This is a genomic window from Paludisphaera soli (genome assembly GCF_011064595.1).
Classification (GTDB): Bacteria; Planctomycetota; Planctomycetia; order Isosphaerales; family Isosphaeraceae; genus Paludisphaera; species Paludisphaera soli.
The window spans coordinates 283,489-303,765 of the sequence record NZ_JAALJI010000006.1 but is presented as its reverse complement, the minus strand read 5'-3'; the positions used below and the strand labels follow the sequence as shown (position 1 = coordinate 303,765).

Annotated in this window: 19 protein-coding genes; 16 read left to right on the top strand and 3 right to left on the bottom strand. The window is 71.8% G+C overall.

The genetic code is table 11. The annotated features are described in order from the left end of the window. Nucleotides 1-25: 25 nt before the first annotated feature. The 4 genes from G6O68_RS10940 (at nucleotide 26) to G6O68_RS10925 (ending at nucleotide 4,638) form a co-directional block, all read left to right on the top strand. Entirely contained in the window at nucleotides 26-1,147 is a 1,122-nt protein-coding gene (locus tag G6O68_RS10940; protein ID WP_240911120.1) for an iron-containing alcohol dehydrogenase, read from the top strand. Nucleotides 1,148-1,201: 54 nt separating this feature from the next. Then, complete coding sequence (locus G6O68_RS10935; RefSeq protein ID WP_165247546.1) at nucleotides 1,202-1,501, top strand: thioredoxin family protein; 300 nt, start codon at nucleotides 1,202-1,204, stop codon at nucleotides 1,499-1,501. Between the two features lie 482 nt (nucleotides 1,502-1,983). Beyond that, nucleotides 1,984-2,616, top strand: a complete 633-nt coding sequence (locus G6O68_RS10930) for a choice-of-anchor R domain-containing protein (RefSeq protein WP_165247544.1) — start codon at nucleotides 1,984-1,986, stop codon at nucleotides 2,614-2,616. Between the two features lie 279 nt (nucleotides 2,617-2,895). After that, a complete protein-coding gene (locus tag G6O68_RS10925; protein WP_165247542.1) occupies nucleotides 2,896-4,638 on the top strand; it encodes a hypothetical protein in 1,743 nt (580 codons plus the stop codon). A gap of 10 nt (nucleotides 4,639-4,648) precedes the next feature. Here G6O68_RS10925 and G6O68_RS10920 read toward each other — a convergent pair whose 3' ends face one another. Then, on the bottom strand, nucleotides 4,649-5,461 hold the full coding sequence (locus G6O68_RS10920) for an ankyrin repeat domain-containing protein (RefSeq protein WP_165247540.1): 813 nt from the start codon (nucleotides 5,459-5,461) through the stop codon (nucleotides 4,649-4,651). 440 nt (nucleotides 5,462-5,901) lie between these two features. Here G6O68_RS10920 and G6O68_RS10915 point away from each other — a divergent pair, with 440 nt between their 5' ends. From G6O68_RS10915 to cheB, 10 genes are all read left to right on the top strand, one after another. Continuing rightward, nucleotides 5,902-6,993, top strand: a complete 1,092-nt coding sequence (locus tag G6O68_RS10915) for a ferrochelatase (protein WP_165247538.1) — start codon at nucleotides 5,902-5,904, stop codon at nucleotides 6,991-6,993. Between the two features lie 181 nt (nucleotides 6,994-7,174). Beyond that, nucleotides 7,175-8,344 carry a PP2C family protein-serine/threonine phosphatase gene (locus tag G6O68_RS10910; protein ID WP_165247536.1) on the top strand — a complete coding sequence of 390 codons (1,170 nt, stop codon included), beginning with the start codon at nucleotides 7,175-7,177 and terminating at the stop codon, nucleotides 8,342-8,344. 19 nt (nucleotides 8,345-8,363) lie between these two features. Further along, nucleotides 8,364-8,933 carry a hypothetical protein gene (locus G6O68_RS10905; protein WP_165247534.1) on the top strand — a complete coding sequence of 190 codons (570 nt, stop codon included), beginning with the start codon at nucleotides 8,364-8,366 and terminating at the stop codon, nucleotides 8,931-8,933. 227 nt (nucleotides 8,934-9,160) lie between these two features. Then, complete coding sequence (locus tag G6O68_RS10900) at nucleotides 9,161-9,457, top strand: STAS domain-containing protein (RefSeq protein ID WP_165247532.1); 297 nt, start codon at nucleotides 9,161-9,163, stop codon at nucleotides 9,455-9,457. Between the two features lie 115 nt (nucleotides 9,458-9,572). Continuing rightward, nucleotides 9,573-10,034 carry a response regulator gene (locus G6O68_RS10895; protein WP_240911119.1) on the top strand — a complete coding sequence of 154 codons (462 nt, stop codon included), beginning with the start codon at nucleotides 9,573-9,575 and terminating at the stop codon, nucleotides 10,032-10,034. A gap of 346 nt (nucleotides 10,035-10,380) precedes the next feature. Continuing rightward, a complete protein-coding gene (locus G6O68_RS10890) occupies nucleotides 10,381-12,780 on the top strand; it encodes a chemotaxis protein CheA (RefSeq protein WP_165247530.1) in 2,400 nt (799 codons plus the stop codon). Further along, entirely contained in the window at nucleotides 12,777-14,684 is a 1,908-nt protein-coding gene (locus tag G6O68_RS10885; RefSeq protein ID WP_165247528.1) for a methyl-accepting chemotaxis protein, read from the top strand. Before G6O68_RS10890 ends, G6O68_RS10885 begins: the two co-directional genes overlap by 4 nt. A gap of 125 nt (nucleotides 14,685-14,809) precedes the next feature. Further along, entirely contained in the window at nucleotides 14,810-15,322 is a 513-nt protein-coding gene (locus tag G6O68_RS10880; RefSeq protein WP_165247526.1) for a chemotaxis protein CheW, read from the top strand. A gap of 1 nt (nucleotide 15,323) precedes the next feature. Further along, entirely contained in the window at nucleotides 15,324-16,190 is an 867-nt protein-coding gene (locus G6O68_RS10875; RefSeq protein WP_240911118.1) for a CheR family methyltransferase, read from the top strand. A gap of 69 nt (nucleotides 16,191-16,259) precedes the next feature. Beyond that, the gene (gene cheB / locus G6O68_RS10870) at nucleotides 16,260-17,330 is read left to right on the top strand and encodes a chemotaxis-specific protein-glutamate methyltransferase CheB (RefSeq protein WP_165247602.1); all 1,071 of its coding nucleotides are present in this window, start codon (nucleotides 16,260-16,262) and stop codon (nucleotides 17,328-17,330) included. A gap of 31 nt (nucleotides 17,331-17,361) precedes the next feature. Here the strand turns inward: cheB and G6O68_RS10865 are convergent, their stop codons facing one another. After that, nucleotides 17,362-18,429, bottom strand: coding sequence for a DUF1559 family PulG-like putative transporter (locus tag G6O68_RS10865; protein WP_165247524.1), 1,068 nt, complete (start codon nucleotides 18,427-18,429; stop codon nucleotides 17,362-17,364). A 307-nt stretch (nucleotides 18,430-18,736) separates the two neighbouring features. On the opposite strand from G6O68_RS10865, the gene G6O68_RS10860 reads away from it, so the two are divergent. Further along, nucleotides 18,737-19,657 (top strand): dihydroorotate dehydrogenase, encoded by a 921-nt coding sequence (locus G6O68_RS10860; protein ID WP_165247522.1) that lies wholly within the window; start codon nucleotides 18,737-18,739, stop codon nucleotides 19,655-19,657. A gap of 10 nt (nucleotides 19,658-19,667) precedes the next feature. Here the strand turns inward: G6O68_RS10860 and G6O68_RS10855 are convergent, their stop codons facing one another. Continuing rightward, nucleotides 19,668-19,916: a hypothetical protein gene (locus G6O68_RS10855; protein WP_165247520.1), complete on the bottom strand. Its 249-nt coding sequence runs from the start codon at nucleotides 19,914-19,916 to the stop codon at nucleotides 19,668-19,670. On the opposite strand from G6O68_RS10855, the gene G6O68_RS10850 reads away from it, so the two are divergent. Further along, nucleotides 19,903-20,172: a hypothetical protein gene (locus tag G6O68_RS10850; protein ID WP_165247518.1), complete on the top strand. Its 270-nt coding sequence runs from the start codon at nucleotides 19,903-19,905 to the stop codon at nucleotides 20,170-20,172. The two genes, G6O68_RS10855 and G6O68_RS10850, sit on opposite strands and share 14 nt — an antisense overlap. Nucleotides 20,173-20,277 lie beyond the last annotated feature (105 nt).

The following is a 20,277-nucleotide window of genomic DNA, read 5'->3' as shown; positions in this document are numbered from 1 at the left end:
ACGCCGGGGCGGGGGGGCTCGCGCCGTGATCGGCCCCATGCTCTCGTCGGCCTCCCGGGTCCCGATGCCGTCCGAGCCGGCGGCCTTCGACTTCCCGGGCTCGATCCGCTTCGGTGCCGGGGCCGCCCGCGGCCTGCCGGCGGCCCTGACCGCCCTGGGGGTCGCCCGGCCGCTGCTGGTCGCCACCCCGGGCCGGGCCGCCTCGGGCCTCGTCGACCAGGTCGCGGGCCCGATCGGCCCGTTCGTCCTGTTCGCGGAGCTGCCGCCCGACCCCACCGACGAGGACGTCGCGCGCGGGGCCGAGCGGTATCGCGAGTCGGGGTGCGACGGCCTGATCGGCCTCGGGGGAGGCGCGGCGATCGAGGCGGCCAAGGCGATGGCCTGGGGCCTCGACCTGCCGCCGACGGTCGCGATCCCCACCACGTCCGGGCCTGGCGTCGAGGTCCTGCCGTCCTCCCGGCTGCGATCGACCGAGACCGGCCGCAAGCGCGAAGTGGGCCGGGCCCCGCGGCTCCCCTCGGTGGCGATCTGCGACCCGCGCCTGACGCTGGCCACGCCGCCGGCGGTCACGGCCGCCGCCGGGCTCGACGCGCTGGCCCACTGCGTGGAGAGCTACCTGGCCGTCGCCTTCCATCCCCTCTGCGACGGCGCGGCGATCGAGGGCCTGCGGTACATCTTCCGGGGCCTGGAGGCCGCCGTGCAGGACGGGGCGAGCCTGGAGGCCCGGTCGGCGATGATGGTCGGCTCGCTGCTGGGCGGGACCGCCGCGCACAAGGGGCTGGGCGTGGCCCACGCCCTGGCCTTCGCCGTCGAGCTGGACGCCCCCGGCCGGCACGCGGCGCTGGTGGCCCTGCTGCTGCCGCACGCCCTGCGGTTCATCCGCGAGGCCGCCGAGCCCCGCATGGCCGAGCTGGCCACCCGCGTCGGCCTCGGCCGCGCCGGCGACGGCCCCGGCCACCTCATCACCCTCGTGGAACTCCTCCGCGCCAACGCCCCGCTGCCGAGACGCCTCCGCGACGTGGAAGGTCTCGCCCGCGACCGCTTCCCCGAGTACGCCCGCCTCGCCCTCCTCGACCCGTCCCTCGCCGCCAGCCCCCGCCCCTGCACGCCGGCCCTGCTGGAAGAGCTGCTCGACCGGGCGTGGTGAGTCGGGCGAACCTGAAGAAACCAGGCCCGGACTTCTCCAACCCGTCGAGGAACCATGACCGAACCGACGCGCGATGAAGTCGACCGGATGACCGGGCCGGTGCTCCTGGAGTTTGGCGCAAGCTGGTGTCCGCACTGCCAGGCCATCCAGCCGTTCCTGGGCGCGATGCTCGCCAAACACCCGGCCGTGAACCACATCCCGGTCGAGGACGGCCGGGGCAAGCCGCTGGGCCGCTCCTTCCGCGTGAAGCTCTGGCCGACGCTCGTCTTCCTGCGAGACGGCCAGGTGCTCAGCCAGCTCGTGCGGCCCACGTCCGAGGAGATCGCGAAGGGGTTCGCGGAGGCGACGAGCTAGCGGCGCCGCGTGAGCGCCGAGGTTTCTCGACTTCCCCGGAGGCTCAAGCCGGCACGGCGAGGCTCATGACGCGCTCGTTCCTGGAGCGCACGCGACGCGCGGCCCCTGAGATGGCCTGACGAGTCGACGCTGCGCCCCCACCACTCACAGGATCGTTTGAGAGGGCCGAATTGGGGTGCCCCACTTCCCTTTGCAACACGCCTGACGAGCCGGATCGCGGCCCGACGCGAGGCGACGGGCGGGCGGATCGTGGCGATGGATCGCAAGAGGCTGCGGAGGTCGCGTTCAGCCTCGCGAAAGCCCGCTCGATTCAGAGTCGACCTTCCTGGTTGAGTCGGGTCCCTCTGCTTTACTGCAAGATTGATAGGTTGCACAGTTGATTCCACGACGGCGAACATGAAGAATGGGTGCCCGTTGATCGCCGACGGAATCCGAGTCGGGTCGGGCGAACAGCGATTCCTGCGAAGGCGAGACTTTTGAGAATGAGCATCGCGAGACGGATCGAGCTGGTGGCTCTGGCGTTCGTGCTGGCGGGCGGGGCGACCGCGCCCGTGAAGGCCGATCTGATCATCGGCAACTTCCAGGCGGGTTTTTCCGGCTCCGGGGCGACGAGCGTCGACCTGACGCTCGCCGTGGAGTTCACGACCGGCTCGACGGCCCAATCGTTGGCCGACGCGACGTTCATCCTCCTGATCGGGTCCGGCACCACGGTGACGGCGACGCTCCACACGACCAACGCCGCGGCTCCCGACGCCCCAGGCGCGGTCCTGGCGACGCTGATGGACCAGGGGCCCGCCACGTTGTTCTACGAGCCGGCCACCTTCTCGGCCGCGAGCCCGATCGACCTGGAGGCCGACACGAGCTACTGGATCCAGCTCACCGCGACCGGGGGAGACTTCGGATTCGCCGTCAACTTCACCCCGCCGACAGGCCCGGGGGCGACTTATGTGCGATCCTACTTCTCCGATCCCTTCTTCAACGGCGCGCTCCGGGACACGTTTCTGATGGTGCAGCTGAACTCGGCGGCCGTCCCCGAGCCGGCCAGCGTCGTGGCGCTCGGCCTGGGTGCCGTCGGCGTCGGCCTGGCATGTCGCGGACGCCGAATCGCCGCCTGAACCGAAAGCAAGGCCTGTCGGATCGGAGCCGTCTCGGGAGCCTGAGGCGGCTCCTTGCGTTTGGGCCCAAACGCTCGAAATCATCTCACCGCCACGGACGCTGCAAGACGATCCCGATCGCAACGGGGCCGACGCCCGCCATGGGCGGCGTTGCGTGGTCGGGAACGGTCGCCCGCGACGTAGGAACCTGGAAACGATTTTTCCGGGCGGTGGGGCCAGGCTCGGCGAGTATCATGGCTCGCTCGTCCCAGGCCCGCACGCGACCCCGCGAAGCCCCGCATGACCGAACCCGACGACGCAGCCGCATCCTCCGCCCAACGCAACAGAGACCAGCCCGGCGCGTCGGCGTTCGCGTGGGGCGTCTGGGCGTTGTCGTTGGTGATCGCGCTGGCGTACGTCGGGCGCTATGGGGCGGACGTGCCGCGGTACGACGACTATGCGGTGGTGCCGCAGCTTTGCGGGAAGGCGCCGGTCACGCTGGGGTGGCTCTGGTCGCAGCACAGCGAGCACCGGATCCCGCTGGCGAGGCTGGTGCTGCTGGGCGTGTTCGGCGGGACCGGGGCCGACCCCCGGCCGGTGATGGGGCTGATCGTGGGGCTGCTCGCGGCTGCGGCCGCCGCGCTGCTCGTCGCCGCCGGCCGCGCGCCCGGGGGGCGGACCTATGCCGACGCCTTCCTGCCGCTGACGATGCTGGGGCTCGGCCATCATCCCAACCTGCTCTGGGCGATCCAGATCACGTACGTCGCGCCGGTGGCGCTGCTCTGCGCGATGACGGCGCTGCTGGTTGGGCGTGGACAACGGCCGTCGATCGGCCGCGCGGCGGGGGTCGGGGCGTGCCTGGCCCTCCTGCCGCTCTGCAACGCGGGGGGGCTGCTGCTGATCCCCGCGCCGACCTTCTGGCTGCTGGCGACCGCCTGGAGCGAGTGGAAGCGGGGCGACCGTCGGCGAGCGGCCGGGATCGCCGCGTGCGCCGCGCCGGCGGGGTTGCTGGCCGTCTTCTATCTGGTCGGCTATGCGTCGCCGAGCCACCACGCGGCGCCCGGCGGGCTCGTGGCGGGGCTGCGGACGACCTTCCAGTTCCTGGCGACCGGGTTCGGGCCGGCGGGGATCGTCCTCTGGCCCTGGTCGGGAGTGGCGGCGGGGCTGGCGACGCTGGGAGCGACGGCCGTCTTGCTGGCGTCGTGGTTCCGGGAGGCGGGGCGGTCGCGGATCGGCGGGCTGATCGCGGCCCTCGCGTCGGCCGGACTGCTCGCCCTGGCGACGGGTTGGGGGCGATCGGGCGAAGGGGCCGAGGCCGGCTTGCAGCCGCGATACGCCACGCTCGCCGCGCCGGCGCTGGGGATCGCGTACTTGGCGTTCGCATACGGCGGCGGTCGGCTCCTGCGGACGCTCGCGCCGATGGTCCTGTTCGCGACCTCGTGCGTGTTGATCTGGCCGAACGCCGAGGACGCGTTGCAGGTCGGCCGTCGCGACGCCGAGCAGGCCGCGGCCTTCGACCGCGAGCGCGCTTCGGGAGTGCCGATCTTCCGCCTGGTGCGTCGGCACGTCCCGTTCCTGTACCCTTCGCAGCCGCCCTTCCACGACCTGCTGACGACGCTCGGCGAGGCGGGCGTGGGCGAGTTCAAACGCCTGGCCCCCGACCCGGCGTTCCGCGAGCGGCCGGTCGAACTGCGCCCGGGCGACGTCCGCCTGGCGCGCTGGGAGGACGGCGCGATCGTCGCCACGGGCCCCGACCCCTGGGTCCGGTTCGACCTCCCCGAGCCCGTCCGCGTGGCCGGCGTGCGGATCCGCTACGACCACCGCAACGACGACGGCTCGCCGGCCCGATTCAAGCTCGCCTGGCGCGGCGCGGGCGGCTACAACGCCCCCGAGACCCAGTACGGCGACTGGAACCTGCCGACCGGCGACGACCTCGTCACGACCGTCTGGATCGACGAGCCGGTCGCCTGGATCCGCCTCCAGCCCGACAACCGACCTTGCCGCTTCCGCATCCGCGAGCTGACCCTGCTGATCGAGCCCTGAACGCGAGGTTTCAACGTCCCGGGCCGGCCGATCGTCCTCCCATCCAGGTTGCCGCGAGCGCGAGGAGGCGGCCGATCCCGCCGACGCGTCGGGGCGTGAACTCGTCGAGCAGGCGGACGACCTCGGCGTGGCGTCCCTCGCGGGCGAGGCGGTCGGCGTTCTCGCGGTAGGACTCGGCGGCGTCGTAGTTTTCGAGCGACGCCCGCAGCCATTCCCTCCCCTCGGCGTCGATGTCGACGCGATCGAGGATCTCGTCGACGTCGAGCGGGACCGGGTTGTCCTTGAGGACCGCGTAGACGCCGGGGTCGCAGCCGCGGCCGGCGTCCACGGCGATCTCGCGCGCGTTTCGGCCCATCATCACGTCGCGGATCGAAGGGTCGGCCCCGCGTTCGAGGAGCAGGCGGATCGCCTCGGGACGCCCGGCGCGGGCGGCTTCCATCAAAGCGGTCTCCTCGCCGTCGACCGTCGCCCGCCGGTCGACCTCGGCGCCGGCGTCGAGGAGGACGCGGACCTTCGGCTCGTCGCCCCGGGCCGCCGCCAGGTGGAGCGGAGTCCAGCCGTTCATGCCGACGCCGTGCAGGTCCGCACCGGCGGCGATCAGCCGGGCCATGACGGCGAGCGCGACGTCCCCTTCCGCGTCGACGGCCGCGTGCAACGGCGCGCAGCCGTCGCCGGAGCAGGCGCTGGGGTCGGCACCGCGAGCCAGGAGCGACTCCACCAACTCCAGGTCGCCCTCCGCGGCGGCCGCGATCAGCGGGGTGGTCCCGAACTCGTCGCGGACGTCCGGCTGGTCGTCGTCCCCGGCCCGTTCCGCGTCCGTCATGTCCCCTCCGAGGTCCCGGGAGCCGGGTCGTCGTGCCTTGCCACGCAGCAGAACTTGCCCGATCCTTATACGCGGACGACCGCGACTGGGACAAGTCTCCGCATTCCGGCTCGCCCAGACCCGCGAAGCCGCCTCCCAGACCGCCCAAACCCCCAAGCCGACGCTCGGCATGGGCTTTGCCCCAGGCCTCGGATGCGGTCGTGAAGCCGGACGGCCGTCGGAAGGGGAGTCCGCCTTTCGATTTCAACTCGTTCGAGTCCCGATCCGCGTTTCGATCGTTGAGGATGTCGAGGATCACCCCCCCGGCCCTGGGCGGTCGCCCGTCGACGCGCGTCGGTTCCGGGGAGGGCCGCGGCGAGTGGCCTTGAGATTCCGATCGGCGACCGCTAAAGATTCATTCGACCGACCTGACCCCTTTCGCACCTGGTGGTACATCAAGCATGGCTGAAAGCAACGTCGCTCAGGAGGATCGGACGGGGCCGGAGTACGACGCGATCTTGATCGTCGGCTTCGGCGGGCCCGAGAAGCCCGAAGACGTGATGCCTTTCCTCGAGAACGTGACGCGAGGACGCAACATCCCTCGGGAGCGCCTCGAGGAGGTCGCCGAGCACTACTACCACTTCGGCGGGGTGAGCCCGATCAACGCCCAGGTGAGGTCGCTGATCGACGACCTCGGCCCGGAGCTGCGTCGCCACGGGGTGACGGCCCCGATCTACTGGGGCAACCGCAACTGGACGCCGATGCTGGCCGACACCCTGCGCGAGATGGCCGAGGCCGGCGTGAAGAAGGCCCTGGCGGTCGTGCTGGCGGCTTACAGCTCGTATTCGAGCTGCCGCCAGTATCGCGAGGACATCGGCAGGGCGCGGGAGGAGGTGGGCCCGACCGCGCCGACGGTCGACAAGATGCGGGTCTTCTACAACCACCCGGATTTCGTCTCGGCGAACGCCGACCGGGTCCGCGAGGCGCTCGCCGGCCTGTCGCCGGAGGAGCGCGGGCGGGCGGCGATCGCCTTCACGGCGCACAGCATCCCGGACTCGATGGCCAGGACCTCGCGGTACGAGGAGCAGATCCTGGAGACCTGCCGGCTGGTCGCCGAGGAGCTGAAGATCGACGACGACCGCTGGTCGCTCGTCTATCAGAGCCGCAGCGGACGGCCCAGCGACCCGTGGCTCGGGCCCGACATCCTGGAGCACCTGCAGGCCCTCCGCGACGGCGGCGCGGAGGAGGTCGTGGTCCACCCGATCGGCTTCCTGTCCGACCACATGGAAGTCCTGTACGACCTCGACGAGGAGGCGCGGCTGCTCTGCGAGAAGATCGGCCTGACCATGGCGCGGTCGCGGACCGTGGGGACCCACCGGGGCTTCGTCCGGATGCTCCGCGAGCTGATCTGCGAGCGGCTCCATTGCGCGGCCGACGACGAGCGTCGGGCCGTCGGCCGTTACGGGCCGTCGCACGACGTCTGCCCGGTCGACTGCTGCCCGCCCCCCGCGCGGCCGGCCACGGCCCACGCGGCCCAGCCGGCCCGGGCCTGACGGGGCGGGTGCCGGGGCGGGGTGGTCTAGCCACCGTCGCGTCCGGTCCCCTATCATGGGATTCCCCGCCTTCGACCCGGACCCTCCGGCCGGGGGCGGGTCGATGATCCGTTTCCCGACGCCCCGCGCCGACGGTTGCGTCGCGCGGGGGCGATCGAGCCGGGCCGGGGAGAGAACGTCGATGTCGTCGCGTCGGATTTTGCTGGTCGAAGACAGTTCCACGATGCGCCGCATGCTCGGCACCCTGCTCAAGGAAGAGGGCTACGAGGTCCGCACGGCCGAGGACGGGTCGCAGGGCCTGGTCGCCGCCAAGGAGCAGCCCAGGCCGGACCTGATCCTCACCGACTACGAGATGCCCGAGCTGGACGGCCCCGGCTTCTGCACGGCCGCCAAGGCCGACGTCGACCTGCGGTCGATCCCCGTCCTCATGCTCACCACCCTGGGCGAGACCCGCAACAAGATCGCCGGCCTGGAATCCGGGGCCGACGACTACATCCAGAAGCCCAAGAGCCCGGACGACATCCAGGAGATGTTCGCGAGGATCCGCGCCCACCTGCGGATCGCCGACCTCCGCTCCGAGCTGGCCGAGCGCAACCGGCTCCTGGAAAGCGCCCACAAGAAGCTGACGTTCGAGCTGGAGCTGGCGCGGAAGGTCCAGTTCGCCATGATGCCCCGCCCCCCCAAGCCCCGGGGCGTGCTGAGGGTCGCCGTGCGCTACACGCCGGCCAACCAGCTCGGCGGCGACGTGTACGACTTCTACCGGCTGGAGAACAACCGGCTGGGGATCCTCGTCGCCGACGTGTCGGGCCACGGCGTGAACGCGGCCATGCTCTCGGGCATGGTCAAGACGCTGGCCTCCGGGCTGTCGATCGCCGTGCTGGAGCCCGGCGAACTCCTCGCCGGCCTGGACGTCTCGGGCGAGCAGCACTTCCCGGAAGGCTACTTCTGCACCGGGTTCTACCTGATCGCCGACGAGGAGACCGGGCTGATCCGCTACGCGGGCGTCGGCCACCCGCCGGGGATCGTCATCGGCCCCAACGGCCCCCGGCTCCTGGAGTCGAACCCGGGCATGCTCGGCATCGGCATGGTTGACGGCACCGCCGGCTCCGCCGACCGCCTGGAGCCGGGCGAGTCGCTGATCCTCTACACCGACGGCCTCCCCGACGCCATGGACCCGGCCGACGTGATCTTCGGCGAGGAGCGGCTCAAGACCCTGCTCCAGGGCCACTACGGCAGCGACCCGACCGAGATCATCGACCAGGTCGACGGCGCCGTCCAGGCCTACACCGCCCCCGGCCGTCCGGCCGACGACATCAACATCATCGTCATCCAGCACCCCGCGCCGAAGTGAGAGGGGCCCGGGGGGCCGCATGTCGAACGCGTCCTATCTGATCGCCAACGACATCCCCGGCGGGGCCGTCGGCGAGATCGGCTGGAGTCCGGAATCCGGCGACCTCATCGCCGACGCCCCTCACGCCGTCCCCGTGTTCTGGCTCGCCCTTTTCGACGAGGCCGACCTCGTCCTGATCGAGGCCGAGGACGAGGAAGGGACGGGCCGGCCGGTCCCCTCGCTCGTGACGGACCTCGAAGCCGCGAAGGCGCGATTCCGCCTTCGCCGCGCCCTGCTCGCCGCGAGGTTCCCCGAGTTCGATCCCGAGTGGGAGCGATTCGACGCGAGGCTTGCGGACCTTGCGGCCCGGTTCATCAAGGTCGACTTCGCGGAACTTTGGGAGCTGGGCGACGACGACTTCGGCGTCGCGCAGATCCAGTCCGCCGCCCGCTGGTTCGAGACGCGCGACGAGGACGACTTCGAGCAGCTCCTCTCCGCCGCTTCCATCACGGGGTACGACCTCGCTCGCCGGACGTTCCCGGCCCTGGTCGACTCGACCCCGCGCACGTTTCACCTCCATGGCTATCCGACCGGCGAGGAAGACGCCTGACGTCACGCTCCCAACGTTTGCCCGAAGCTTGCGTGGAAGAATCCAGGCGAGATTTCAACCCGGCCTCGTCACGTCGGCCCTCGACGTGATAGATTACAACCCGCGGCGTCCCGGACGCGGCCCGCTCGGGCCGCGGACCAGGCCCCTTCTCCGCGCTCGACTCCCGATTCCGATCCGTCTATAATTCCCGAAGCAGCGAGCGCGGCCGCCAAAGGCCGCGATCCGCCGTGAACCCAGTCGAATCGAAGACGGTGGCGCTCGACGGCCCGGTCACGATCTACGAGGTCGCCGGCCTGCGCGAGGCGTTCCGGGAGGCCCTGGCCGAGGGCGTGGACCTCCGCGTGGAGCTCGACGAGTCGACCAAGTGGGACCTGGCGGGGCTGCAGCTCCTGATCTCCTGCGTGCAGACGGCGCGCGCCGAGGGCCGAGGCCTGGTGCTGGCCAAGGTCCCCCCGGCGTGCGTCGAGGCCGCCGAGCGGGCCGGCCTCTCCTGGTGGCTCGAATCGGCGTCGATAAAGGATTAACCTCGGCGGAGGGCCGCAAGGCCCCGGCCGGCGGGACTCGAAGACGAAGTCGCCCCCCTTTCGATCTCGGCGGCGGAAGCCGAAAGCCGGGGGGACCAGCCAGAAGGCGGCGAACATGAACTGGGCCTCCCCCCAGACTCTCACCGCGCCCGCGGCCAGACGCCCGCGTCTGAACGACCCGCAGGACTCGCCGGGCGCCGGTATCAAGACCATGACCAAGACCGTCCTCCACGCCGATGACAGCGGATCGGTCCGTCGCTGGGTCGCCGAGCAGCTCGGCGGGATGGGCCTGAAGGTCGTCTCCGTCGCCGACGGGGACGCCGCCCTGCAATACCTCCAGGACTCGTCCTGCGACCTGCTCCTGACCGACCTGGAGATGCCCAACCTCGACGGCCTGGCGCTGCTGGCCGCCGTGCGGGAGCTGCCCGCCCATCGCTTCCTCCCCGTCCTGGTCCTCTCCAGCAAGCAGCCCGGCGAGTTCGACGCCCGCCGCCGGCAGGGGGTCACCGGCTGGCTGGTCAAGCCGGTCGACGGCGAGCACCTCCGCCGCTGGGTCCGCCGCGTCCTGCCGGAATAGCCGCCTGCGCGGGGTCGGCCGGTTGGGCCGACCGGCTTTCCCGGCCTCCGCCCGCCCCCCCGACGCGCCGTCGTGTAAAGTTCGATGGCGATGGACCGCCCCCCCGGACGGCCCCTCGGGCCTTCCCGATCGGAAAGGCCCACTCCCGGGAGGCGTCGCGGTCGCCGCGCGCTTACAATAAGGAGCGACGCCCGGAAGCCGGGCGGGATGGGCGAAGCCGGCGGGCGTCCCGCCGCCCAGCGTCCCGCGTCGTGAGACCCGATCGAGCGGCCGCGACCCGCGCCGTTCTCCTCCGTAGTCAGGAAGCGACCCGGCCTTGGGAAGCGCGGACGATCGATTTCGCGAGATGTTCTACGAGGAGGCGCGCGAGCTTCTCATCAGCCTCGAAGAAGGCCTGATGGAGCTGGAGCGACGCCAGGGCGACCGCGCGCACCTCGACAAGACGTTCCGCGCCGCGCACAGCCTCAAGGGGGCCGCGGCGATGGTCGGCCTGGGGGCGATCGCCGAGTTCACCCACGGCATCGAGGCGGTCCTCGAACGGATCCGCACCGGCAGCCTGGCCGTCGACTCGGACATCATCACCACGCTCCTGGAATCGCGCGACCACCTCGCGGCGATGGTCGAGGGCGAGGCCGCGTCGTCGCCGATCCCCGGCTCGGGCCACCTCAGCCAGCGGCTCGCCGAACTCCTCACCTCGCCCTCCACCCCCAAGCCGCCGCCCGACGAGCCCCCCCCGGCCGCGCCGCCGGCCCATCCCTCGCCCTCGCCGGCGCCGGTCCCCGCGCCGCCGTCGGCCGCCAAGGCCGCGCCGAGGCCCGAACCGACGAAGCCGGAACCGCCGAAGCCCGCGCCGACGGCCCCCACGCCGCCGCCTCCCGAGCCCGTCACGCCCGAGCCGCCGCCCGAACCCGAGCCCAAGGCCGCCAAGCCCAAACGCTCGCGACGCAAGGCCGCGGGGGAGGGTGCCTCCAAGCCCAAGGCCCCCGCCCGGATGAAGGGGGCCGAGCGGAAGTCGATGCCCGCCGAGGCGTCCGCCCCCGACGAGGCCAAGCCCCTCTACCGGATCCGGTTCGCGCCGGGTCCCGACGTGCTGAAGCGCGGGGTCAACCTGCTGGGGGTCTTCGACGAGCTTCGCGAGCTGGGCGAGCTGGAAGTCCGGGCCGACGCCGACGCCGTCCCCCCCCTGGACGACTTCGACCCCGAGCGCTGCTACCTGAGCTGGACCTGCACCCTCCGGACCGAGGTCGAGCCCGAACGGCTGGACGACGTCTTCCTGTTCGTGGCCGAGGACGGCGCGATCGGCGTGGAGCGTCGGCTCGCCGACGGCGGCTTCGAGCCGGTGGAGACGCCGCTGCTGAAGCTGCCGAGGGGGACGCCGGTCTCCTCGCCCCCCACCCCGGTCTCCGCGCATCGGCCCCCGCCCCCCGCCTCGTCGGACGGGCCGCCCGCGTCGGCTACGGCACCGGCCGCCGCCGACGGCGCCGCGGCGACCAACGGGGCGAAACGGCCCGCGACCGCCGCGGCCGCGCCGACGGCCCGCACCCACGGCCGGATCCGCGTCGACGCCCAGCAGCTCGACGACCTGGTCGGCCTGGCCGGCGAGCTGGCGGTGATCTCCGACAACCTGCAAGGCCTCCGGGAGGTCCGCAGCGCGGCCCCCTGGGGCGCCACGCTGGAATCGCTCCTGCGGGTCAGCCGCGAGATCCGCGACACCACGCTGGACCTCCGCATGGTCCCGGTGGACGAGCTGTTCTCGCGGTTCCCCCGGTTCGTCCGCGACCAGGCCGACCGCTCGGGCAAGGAGATCGAGCTGCGGATCGTCGGCCAGGAGACCAAGCTCGACCGCACGATCATCGAACGCCTGGGCGACCCGATGATCCACCTGATCCGCAACGCCGTCGACCACGCGCTGGAGACCCCCGAGGAGCGGCTCGCCGCCGGCAAGCCCCGGGTCGGGCGGATCACGCTCACGGCCGGCCACGAGGGGGACCGGGTGGCGCTGAAGGTCGAGGACGACGGCCGCGGCCTGGATCGCGACCGGATCGTCCGCAAGGGGGTCGAGCGCGGCCTGATCCCCCCCGGCACGCCGGCCGACGACCCCCGCGTGGTCGGCCTGATCTTCGAGCCCGGCTTCTCCACCCGCGACCAGGTCAGCGACATGTCGGGCCGGGGCGTGGGGCTGGACGTCGTCCGCGACTCCGTGCGGGCCCTGCGCGGCAGCCTGGCCGTGGAGAGCTCGCCGGGCAAAGGCACGGCGTTCATCTTCCGGCTGCCGCTGACCCTGGCCCTGATCGACGGCCTCCTGATCGAGACCGGCGGCGGCCGCTACGTCGTGCCGCTGGCGCAGGTCGAGGAATGCGTGGCGCTCGGGGGGATCCAGACGGCCCTCTCCGCCGGCCGGCCCTGCGTGACCGTCCGCGGGGAGCTGGTGCCGACCATCTCGCTGCGACGGCTGTTCGGGATCGAGGGGACGCCCCCCGCCCGCCAGGAGCTGCTGCTGACCCGGCACTCGGGCCAGCGCGTGGGGGTGGCCGTGGACCGCCTCAGCGGCCGGGTCCAGGCCGTCATCCAGTCGCTCGGCGAGGGGCTCCACGGGCTCGGCCGGTTCTCCGGCGCGACCATCCTGGGGGACGGCTCGGTCTCCCTGATCCTGGACCTGGCGGCGCTCGTATCGGAATCGCGGATCGCCGAGAACAACCTACGAAGCACGCCGACGGCCGGCGTGAGGGCGGAGACCGTCCGATGAGATTGACCCTGCGGAAGAAAGTCACCCTGGCGCTGGTGGCCTTCGGCCTGATCCCGGCGGGGATCGTCGCGGCGACCGCCTACCTGGCCGACGACCAGTTCAAGCGCAAGCAAGACCTGATCATCCAGACCGCCGCGGCCGCGATCAGCGACAAGATCCACACCGCCGCCCTGACCAACCAGAAGACCAAGCCGGTCACCGCCACGGCCCCCGAGGAAGCGGGGATGGCGCTGCCGGAGTGGAACCTCGACGAGGCCGCCCGGCGGATGATCCAGAACGCGATCGCCGAGGTCGTCTCGCGGTTCGAGCTGGCCAACACCCAGGTGATGGTCGTCGACCCGCAGAACACCGTGCTGATCAACCATCGCGGCCCGGACGGCAAGTTCGAGGACAAGTCGGACCGGCTGCCGTCGCGATACGAGCAGGTCGTCAACCGGGCCCAGAACGCGATCGGCAACGACCACGTCGAGGCCGTCGCCGGCGAGACCTACCTGGAGCCCGAAGTCGTGGGCTTCGCCTCGATCCGGCTGGCGACGCCCGCCCCGGCCGAGGCCAAGCACGGCTACGCGGTGCTCGTGGCCGTCCCCCGCAAGAATGCGTACGAGACGATCTACGACTCCCAGAGCAAGATCCTGATGCTGCTGGGTGCCATCATCCCGCTCACGATCCTCCTGGGCTTCCTGTTCGGCCGCTGGTTCATCAAGCCTTTGCTCCAGATCATCCACGTCACCGAGGACCTGAAGGAAGGCCACCTCTACAACCGCACCGGGATCGTCCGCTCCGACGAGATGGGGGAGCTGGCGGGGCTGACCGACGCGGTGGTGGTCAAGCTGTCGGAGGTCGTGGGCCAGATCCGCAACACGACCGCGTCGGTCTCGACGGCGAGCAACGAGCTGAACTCGTCGGCCCAGCAGCTCGCGCAGGGGGCCCACCAGCAGGCGGCGACGCTCCAGGAGATCGGCAGCAGCCTGCAGTCGGTCGACGGCTCGGTCGCCCGCAACGCCCAGCACGCCCGAGACACCGCCCGGACCGCCAACGAGGCGAGCGCCCAGGCCGGGCGCGGGGGCGAGGCGGTGCACGAGACCGTCGCCGCGATGCGGGAGATCACCCAGAAGATCCTGATCGTCGAGGACATCGCCTACCAGACGAACCTGCTCTCCCTGAACGCGGCCATCGAGGCCGCCCGGGCGGGCCCGCACGGCCGGGGGTTCGCCGTGGTGGCCGGCGAGGTCAAGAAGCTGGCCGAGCGGAGTCAGGCGGCCGCCCAGCAGATCAGCGACCTGGCCAAGAAAAGCGTGGCCGTCGCCGAGAACGCGGGGCAGCTTTTGGAGCGGACGGTGCCGATGATCCGGGACACGTCCGAGCTGATCTCGGAGATCGCGGCGGCGAGCCAGGAGCAGATGAACGCGATCCGCGAGATCAACATCGGCGTGAAGCAGCTGGAGGACGTGGTCTCGCAGAACGCGGCGGCCAGCCACGAGCTGGCGGCGACCTCGACCGACCTGGCGTTGCAGTCCACGAGCCTCCAGCGGGAGGTCGACTTCTTCCGCCTGGACGCCGGGGCCTACGCCCCCCCGGCCGCCCCCTCGCCGGGCCGGGGGCTGGAGTACAGGCCGCGAGGGGGGTCGCACCCGCACGCGACGCACCGGACGCCGGCCGCGCTCGGGGGGGACCGCCACCACGACGGCGGCAACGGGCCCGGGGGCGGCCACGGCCCGTCGCACGGCCACGGCTCGTCCCACGGCCACGGCCACGAGCAATCGGGGCGCGGCCACGGCCAGTCCGCCGGCCCGCCGCCCGCGGCGGGCCACGGGGCCGGATCCTCGCCGACCGGCGTGGTCCCGCCGCCCCGGGGCGGGGTGGTGGTCAACCTTGACGACGACGACAATTTCGAGCGATTCTGAAGAGGCGAGGGTCGGGCCGACCGCCGCGTCGATCCGACCTCGCTCCGATCCCCACGCCTCCCGGTCGAGGCCGCCGGTCACCCCGCGCGGGCCCGGCGGGGCGATCGTTTGAAGGGCCTCCGCGGATGATCGACCTGACCGCCGACGACGCCGCCGAACGGGACCGAGACCGGGACCGCGCCCAGTCGTACGTCGTCTTCCGCCTGGGGGGCGAGGGCTACGCGCTGGAGGTCCTGCGCGTCCAGGAGGTGCTGGACGTGCTGGCGATCACCGAGGTCCCGGGGGCGTCGCGGTGCCTGCTGGGGGTGATCAACCTTCGCGGACACGTCGTGCCGGTGTATGATCTGAGGATCCCGTTCGGCCTCCCCGTCGACGCCAAGCCGGCCCGCGCCCCGAGCGTGCTGATCGTGGAGACCGAGGCGGGGAACGACTCGGAGGTGACGGGGCTGCTGGTGGACCGGGTCTCCGACGTGCTGGAGTTCTCGCCCGAGCAGGTGCAGCCGTCGCCGCAGCTGGGCCTCGGCAAGACCACCCCGTTCGTCCGGGGGCTGATCCGTCACCAGGACGCCTTCTTGCTCGTACTCGACGTGGACCGTGTGTTCTCGGTTTTGGCCTCGATAAACGGCGAGGGAGTCTAACGTGGCGTCGTCGGGCATGCTGCCACCCTCGCCCTCGAATGATCCCGAACCGTGGTCCGAGAAGGATTTCGGCGGGGTCATCGGGTTCCTCCGCAGCCAGATCGGCATCAGCCTGGAGACGCACCGCATGGGGCTGCTCCAGGCCCGGTTGCGGTCGCGGCTGCAGGCGCGGGGGATCGCCAGCTTCACCCAGTTCTACGACCAGGCGCTGCGGCCCGACCCGACGGGCTGGGGCGCCCAGCTCCTGATCGACCTGAGCACGGTCAACCACACCTCGTTCTTCCGCGAGCCGGCCCACTTCACGTTCCTGATCGAGAAGGTCACGCAGTGGCTGCGGGAGTCGCCGAACGGCCCGGTGCGGATCTGGTCGGCCGGCTGCTCGTCGGGCCAGGAGCCCTACAGCATGGCCATGGCGCTGGCCGAGGCGCTGCCGCAGCACAGCCTCTCGCGGATCGACATCTGGGGGAGCGACCTCTCGCTGGAGATGCTCAAGGTGGCCGCCGGGGCGATCTACACGGCGCGCGACGTCCAGGGGGTCTCCCAGGCGCGGCTGCGGCGGTTCTTCCTGCTGGGCCGGGGGCCTCGCGAGGGCTCGTTCCGGATCGTCCCGGAGATCCGCGACCTGGTGAAGTTCCGGCACATCGACCTGCGGACCAGCCCCTGGTCGATCCCCTCCGACTTCCACATGGTCTTCTGCCGCAACGTCTCGATCTACTTCTCGGACGACGAGCGGCAGGTGCTCTTGAACCGGCTCGCCCAGCACATCCGGCCCGGCGGGTGGCTGATCATGGGCAACGGCGAGATCCTCCCCTCGGTCCCGGCGATGTTCCGCAAGCAATCGCCGTCGATCTTCCAGAAAGAGGATTGACCCCCCATGGCCCTGCGCGACCGCTCCCAGCCGCCGGTCCCGCCCGCCCATCACTCGGCCATCGAGGTGATGGTGGTGGACGACAGCGCCGTGATCCGCCAGCGCCTGAAGGCGATCATCGAGTCCGACCACCGCTTCCGCGTGACCCTCGCGGCCGACCCCTACGAGGCCGTGGGGATGCTCAGCCGGTCGGTCCCCGGCGTGATCGTGCTGGACGTCGAGATGCCCCGCATGGACGGCCTGACGTTCCTGCGCAAGCTGATGAAGCAGCACCCCATGCCCGTGGTCCTCTGCACGTCGGTCGCCGAGCGGGCGGTCACGGCGCTGGAGATGGGCGCCATCGAGGTCATCGCCAAGCCCAACTGGCTGGACGCCTCGCGGCTGCCGGAATGGTCGGCCAACCTGCTGGAGAGCATCCGCAACGCGGCCCGCGCCGGCAAGCTCCCCCTGCGCGAGGAGCGGGCGACGGGCCCCGCCGACTCGCGGCACTCGGCCGACGTCGTCCTCCCCTACGTCCCCTACACGCCGAGGGGGACGACCAGCGACCCCCTGGTCGTCGTGGGGGTGAGCACCGGGGGCGTGCAGGCCATCCAGGCCCTGCTGGCGGGGTTCCCGGCCAACGCGCCGGGCCTGGTGGTGGTGCAGCACATGCCCGCCGACTTCACCGGCGCCTTCGCCGAGCGGCTGAACAACGACGCCCGGATCAAGCTGGAGGTCGTCGAGGCGCGGCATCACGAGCCGGTGCGGCCGGGGCGGGCGTTGATCATCCCCGGCGGCGCCGCGCACGGCGCGGTCAAGCGGCACGGCTCGGGCTATCGCGTGGAGCTGCTGGAGGGCCCGCCGGTCTGCCTGCATCGGCCGAGCGTCGAGGTCCTCTTCCGGTCGGCCGCGCAGGCCGCCGGGCCGGCCGCCGCCGGCGTGATCATGACCGGCATGGGCGACGACGGCGCCGGCGGCCTGCTGGAGATGCGCGAGGCCGGGGCCCTCACGATCGCCCAGAACGAGGCCTCCTGCATCGTCTTCGGCATGCCTCGCGAGGCGATCCGCCGGGGGGCGGCCAAGTACGTCGTCCCCCTGGATTCGATCGCGTCGACCGTGCTGGCCTGGGTGGCCAACCCCGACGCCGGCACCTGGCACTGATCGCGCCAGGGGCCGACGCCGCGACTCGTGCTCAGTACGAGTCGGCGCTGATGACCTCGCCGCCGGCGATGGTGTTGAGGCCGAGCCAGACCGGCATGCTCACGCTGTTCTTGACGAACCGGCAGGAGCCGTCGCCCATCAGGGCGTTGACCCCGCCGGCGTGGCGGCTGCGGGCCCCGGCGTAGGCGAGCCGGTCGCCGGCGCCGCCGGTGCAGGGGAGGCCCTGCGCGGGCTCGGAGACGCAGAAGATCACCTGGTTGAGGAAGTCGCCGGTCAGGCCCGACCGGTAGAAGTCGGTCGGGTTGTTCGGCGCCAGTCGGGCCTGGTACGAGGCGCCGCCCGGCAGGGTCGACCACATCATGCCCCGGACGTCGTACTGCGCGCCCTGGAGGATCTCGGCGGCGAAGACCGTGTTGCTGGTCCCGTCGGTCACCCCCTCCACGCCGATCGTGAAGAAGCCGAAGGCCCCCTTCTGGAACGTCGGCAGCACGCCGGTCGCCGGGTCGATCATCGGCGCGGCCGCCGCCTGGTCGTCCTGGGCCCAGTGCAGGTTGCCCCAGTTCACCGCGTAGTTGCCCTTCGAGAAGGTGTTGGCGCTCAAGGCCCCGCCCTGGTACGCGGGCGTGATCTGGAAGATGTTGTTGCGGTCGCTGGGGCACTGGAACGTGCTCATCTTCGTCGAGGAGACCGTCGAGTTGACGGCGAAGCCCAGCGGCAGCGGCGTCATCGGGCCCTCGGCCCCGACCATGAAGTTGTAGGAGTTCGAGAGATTCCCCTGCTCGATGTACGGCAGCATCAGGCAGAACCACGGCGTGTTCTGGCAGTTGTTGAAGATGTTCCTGCCGCAGTTGCCCGCCCCGGGCATCATCGGGACGCCCATCCGCCGGATGTTGCCGGTCGGGAAGGCGTTGGTCGACGACATGTAATTATGCATCGCCAGCCCGAGTTGCTTCAGGTTGTTCGTGCACTGCGCGCGACGGGCGGCCTCGCGGGCCGCCTGGACGGCCGGGAGGAGGAGGGCGATCAAAACCGCAATGATGGCGATCACCACGAGCAATTCGATCAGCGTGAACGCGCGCGCCTTCGAAGTCCTGGACATGAGACGGCGACTCCTGAATGGAGAACGGACCGAGCACTTATGGGAGAGGACGGATTTGCCCCTCGCCTTCGAGGGGTATGGGACCAACCTACCAAGGGAGCACGGACATGACGAGAAGTCTCCCGGATATTCGTCGACTTTTCATCTCGACCGGATCCAGCGTTGACAATCGGAAGCGGAGACGCGCCCGATGCCGTGGCGGCGACGGCCCGAAAAGGCGATGATGGGGGCCCGGCGCGGCCGTCGCGCCCCGCCGTCGGTCCCTCCGGACCGATCGGGATGGATCGTCGAGAGGAGTCTGCGAGCGGTGGTCGATCTGCGCGTGAAGCTGGGGCGGTTGTCGCTCAAGAACCCGGTCCTGACGGCGTCGGGGACCTTCGGCTACGTCCGCGAGATGGCGGGCTTCGTCCGCCTCGAACGCCTGGGCGGCGTGGTCCCCAAGACGGTCACCCACCGCCCCCGGGCGGGCAACCCCACGCCCCGGACCGTCGAGACCCGCGCCGGGTTGCTCAACGCCATCGGCCTGGACAACGACGGCATCGACCACTTCCGCGAGCACCACCTGCCGTACCTCCGCACCACCGGGACGGCCGTGATCGCCAACATCGCCGGCGAGGACGAGGATCAGTTCGTGGCGATGGCCGCGTCGCTCGGCGACGAGCCCGGCCTGGCGGCGGTCGAGCTGAACGTCTCCTGCCCGAACGTCAGCCACGGGCTCGACCTGGGGATCGACGCGGCGGCCGTCGGCCGACTCGTGCGACGGGTCCGCGAGGCCTGCCCGCTGCCGGTGATCGCCAAGCTCACCCCCAACGTGACCGACGTCGTGGCGATCGCCGCCGCCGCCGCCGAGGCCGGGGCCGACGCCGTCTCGCTCATCAACACGGTGCGCGGGATGGCCGTCGACTGGCGCCGCAGGCGGCCGATCCTGGCCAACGACGTCGGCGGACTCAGCGGCCCGGCGATCAAGCCGATCGCCCTGCGGATCGTCTGGGACGTCGCCCGCGCCCTGCCGACGCTCCCCATCATCGCCGTCGGCGGGATCGCCGACGCCGACGACGCGCTGGAGTTCCTCGTCGCCGGGGCCTCGGCCGTCCAGGTCGGCACCGCGAGCTTCTACAACCCCGCCGCCGCCGAGGACGTCCTCGACGGGATCGCCCGCGCTCTCGACGAGACCGGCGTCGCCGCCGTCGCCGACTTCATCGGCACGGCCCGGTCGAACCGCGAGTGATCCGCCCCGCTCATCGCAGCCGCGCGAGCGCCCGGAGGGGGGCCAGCAGGAGGCACGCCGCCAGCCCGAGCCCGAGCGCGGCGAAGGCTCCCCCCGCGGCCGCGCCCATCGACCCGACCACCGTCTGACCGCGGGCGAACCCCTCCAGGAGGGCCCAGACGGTCAGCCCGCAGGAGACGCCACCGGCGACGAGCTTCATGACGGGAAGCCCGCGGAACACCCAGGTCAGGGCCCGGAGCAGGCCGATGAGGGCGATCACGACGAGCGTCCAGGCGAAGCCGGCCGCCGCCGACGCGATCGCCACGATCCAGGACTGGCTCCACATCCCGCCGACGACCGCGCCGATCAGCCCCGCCCAGACGGGCCATCCGATCGAATCCCCGCCGACCCCGGAGGACCCGGACGAGGCGGGTTGCTGCCAGCGTTGGCGGTCGGCCCCGGCGTTCCAGCGCCCGACCATCTCGGCGGCGGACCTCGGCGGGCCCGTGTACCAGCCGGTCGTGCCCGCCTGGTAGCCGCGGTTGTAGTCGTCGATGATCGTGCGCGAGACCCTTGGCGTTGGGATGCGGTCGGGGCGCGGGCCGCGCCGCTTCGCGCAAGCCCCCGACGAAGATCGTCGC

Excerpts from the sequence above, each read along its gene's own strand:
- G6O68_RS10890 (WP_165247530.1), top strand. The coding sequence starts at position 10,381 with ATGTTCTACGAGGAGGCGCGCGAGCTTCTCATCAGCCTCGAAGAAGGC.
- G6O68_RS10920 (WP_165247540.1), bottom strand. The coding sequence starts at position 5,461 with ATGACGGACGCGGAACGGGCCGGGGACGACGACCAGCCGGACGTCCGC.
- G6O68_RS10850 (WP_165247518.1), top strand. The coding sequence starts at position 19,903 with ATGAGGGCGATCACGACGAGCGTCCAGGCGAAGCCGGCCGCCGCCGAC.
- G6O68_RS10885 (WP_165247528.1), top strand. The coding sequence starts at position 12,777 with ATGAGATTGACCCTGCGGAAGAAAGTCACCCTGGCGCTGGTGGCCTTC.
- G6O68_RS10930 (WP_165247544.1), top strand. The coding sequence starts at position 1,984 with ATGAGCATCGCGAGACGGATCGAGCTGGTGGCTCTGGCGTTCGTGCTG.
- G6O68_RS10910 (WP_165247536.1), top strand. The coding sequence starts at position 7,175 with ATGTCGTCGCGTCGGATTTTGCTGGTCGAAGACAGTTCCACGATGCGC.
- G6O68_RS10925 (WP_165247542.1), top strand. The coding sequence starts at position 2,896 with ATGACCGAACCCGACGACGCAGCCGCATCCTCCGCCCAACGCAACAGA.
- G6O68_RS10905 (WP_165247534.1), top strand. The coding sequence starts at position 8,364 with ATGTCGAACGCGTCCTATCTGATCGCCAACGACATCCCCGGCGGGGCC.
- G6O68_RS10915 (WP_165247538.1), top strand. The coding sequence starts at position 5,902 with ATGGCTGAAAGCAACGTCGCTCAGGAGGATCGGACGGGGCCGGAGTAC.
- G6O68_RS10880 (WP_165247526.1), top strand. The coding sequence starts at position 14,810 with ATGATCGACCTGACCGCCGACGACGCCGCCGAACGGGACCGAGACCGG.
- cheB (WP_165247602.1), top strand. The coding sequence starts at position 16,260 with ATGGTGGTGGACGACAGCGCCGTGATCCGCCAGCGCCTGAAGGCGATC.
- G6O68_RS10895 (WP_240911119.1), top strand. The coding sequence starts at position 9,573 with ATGAACTGGGCCTCCCCCCAGACTCTCACCGCGCCCGCGGCCAGACGC.
- G6O68_RS10935 (WP_165247546.1), top strand. The coding sequence starts at position 1,202 with ATGACCGAACCGACGCGCGATGAAGTCGACCGGATGACCGGGCCGGTG.
- G6O68_RS10865 (WP_165247524.1), bottom strand. The coding sequence starts at position 18,429 with ATGTCCAGGACTTCGAAGGCGCGCGCGTTCACGCTGATCGAATTGCTC.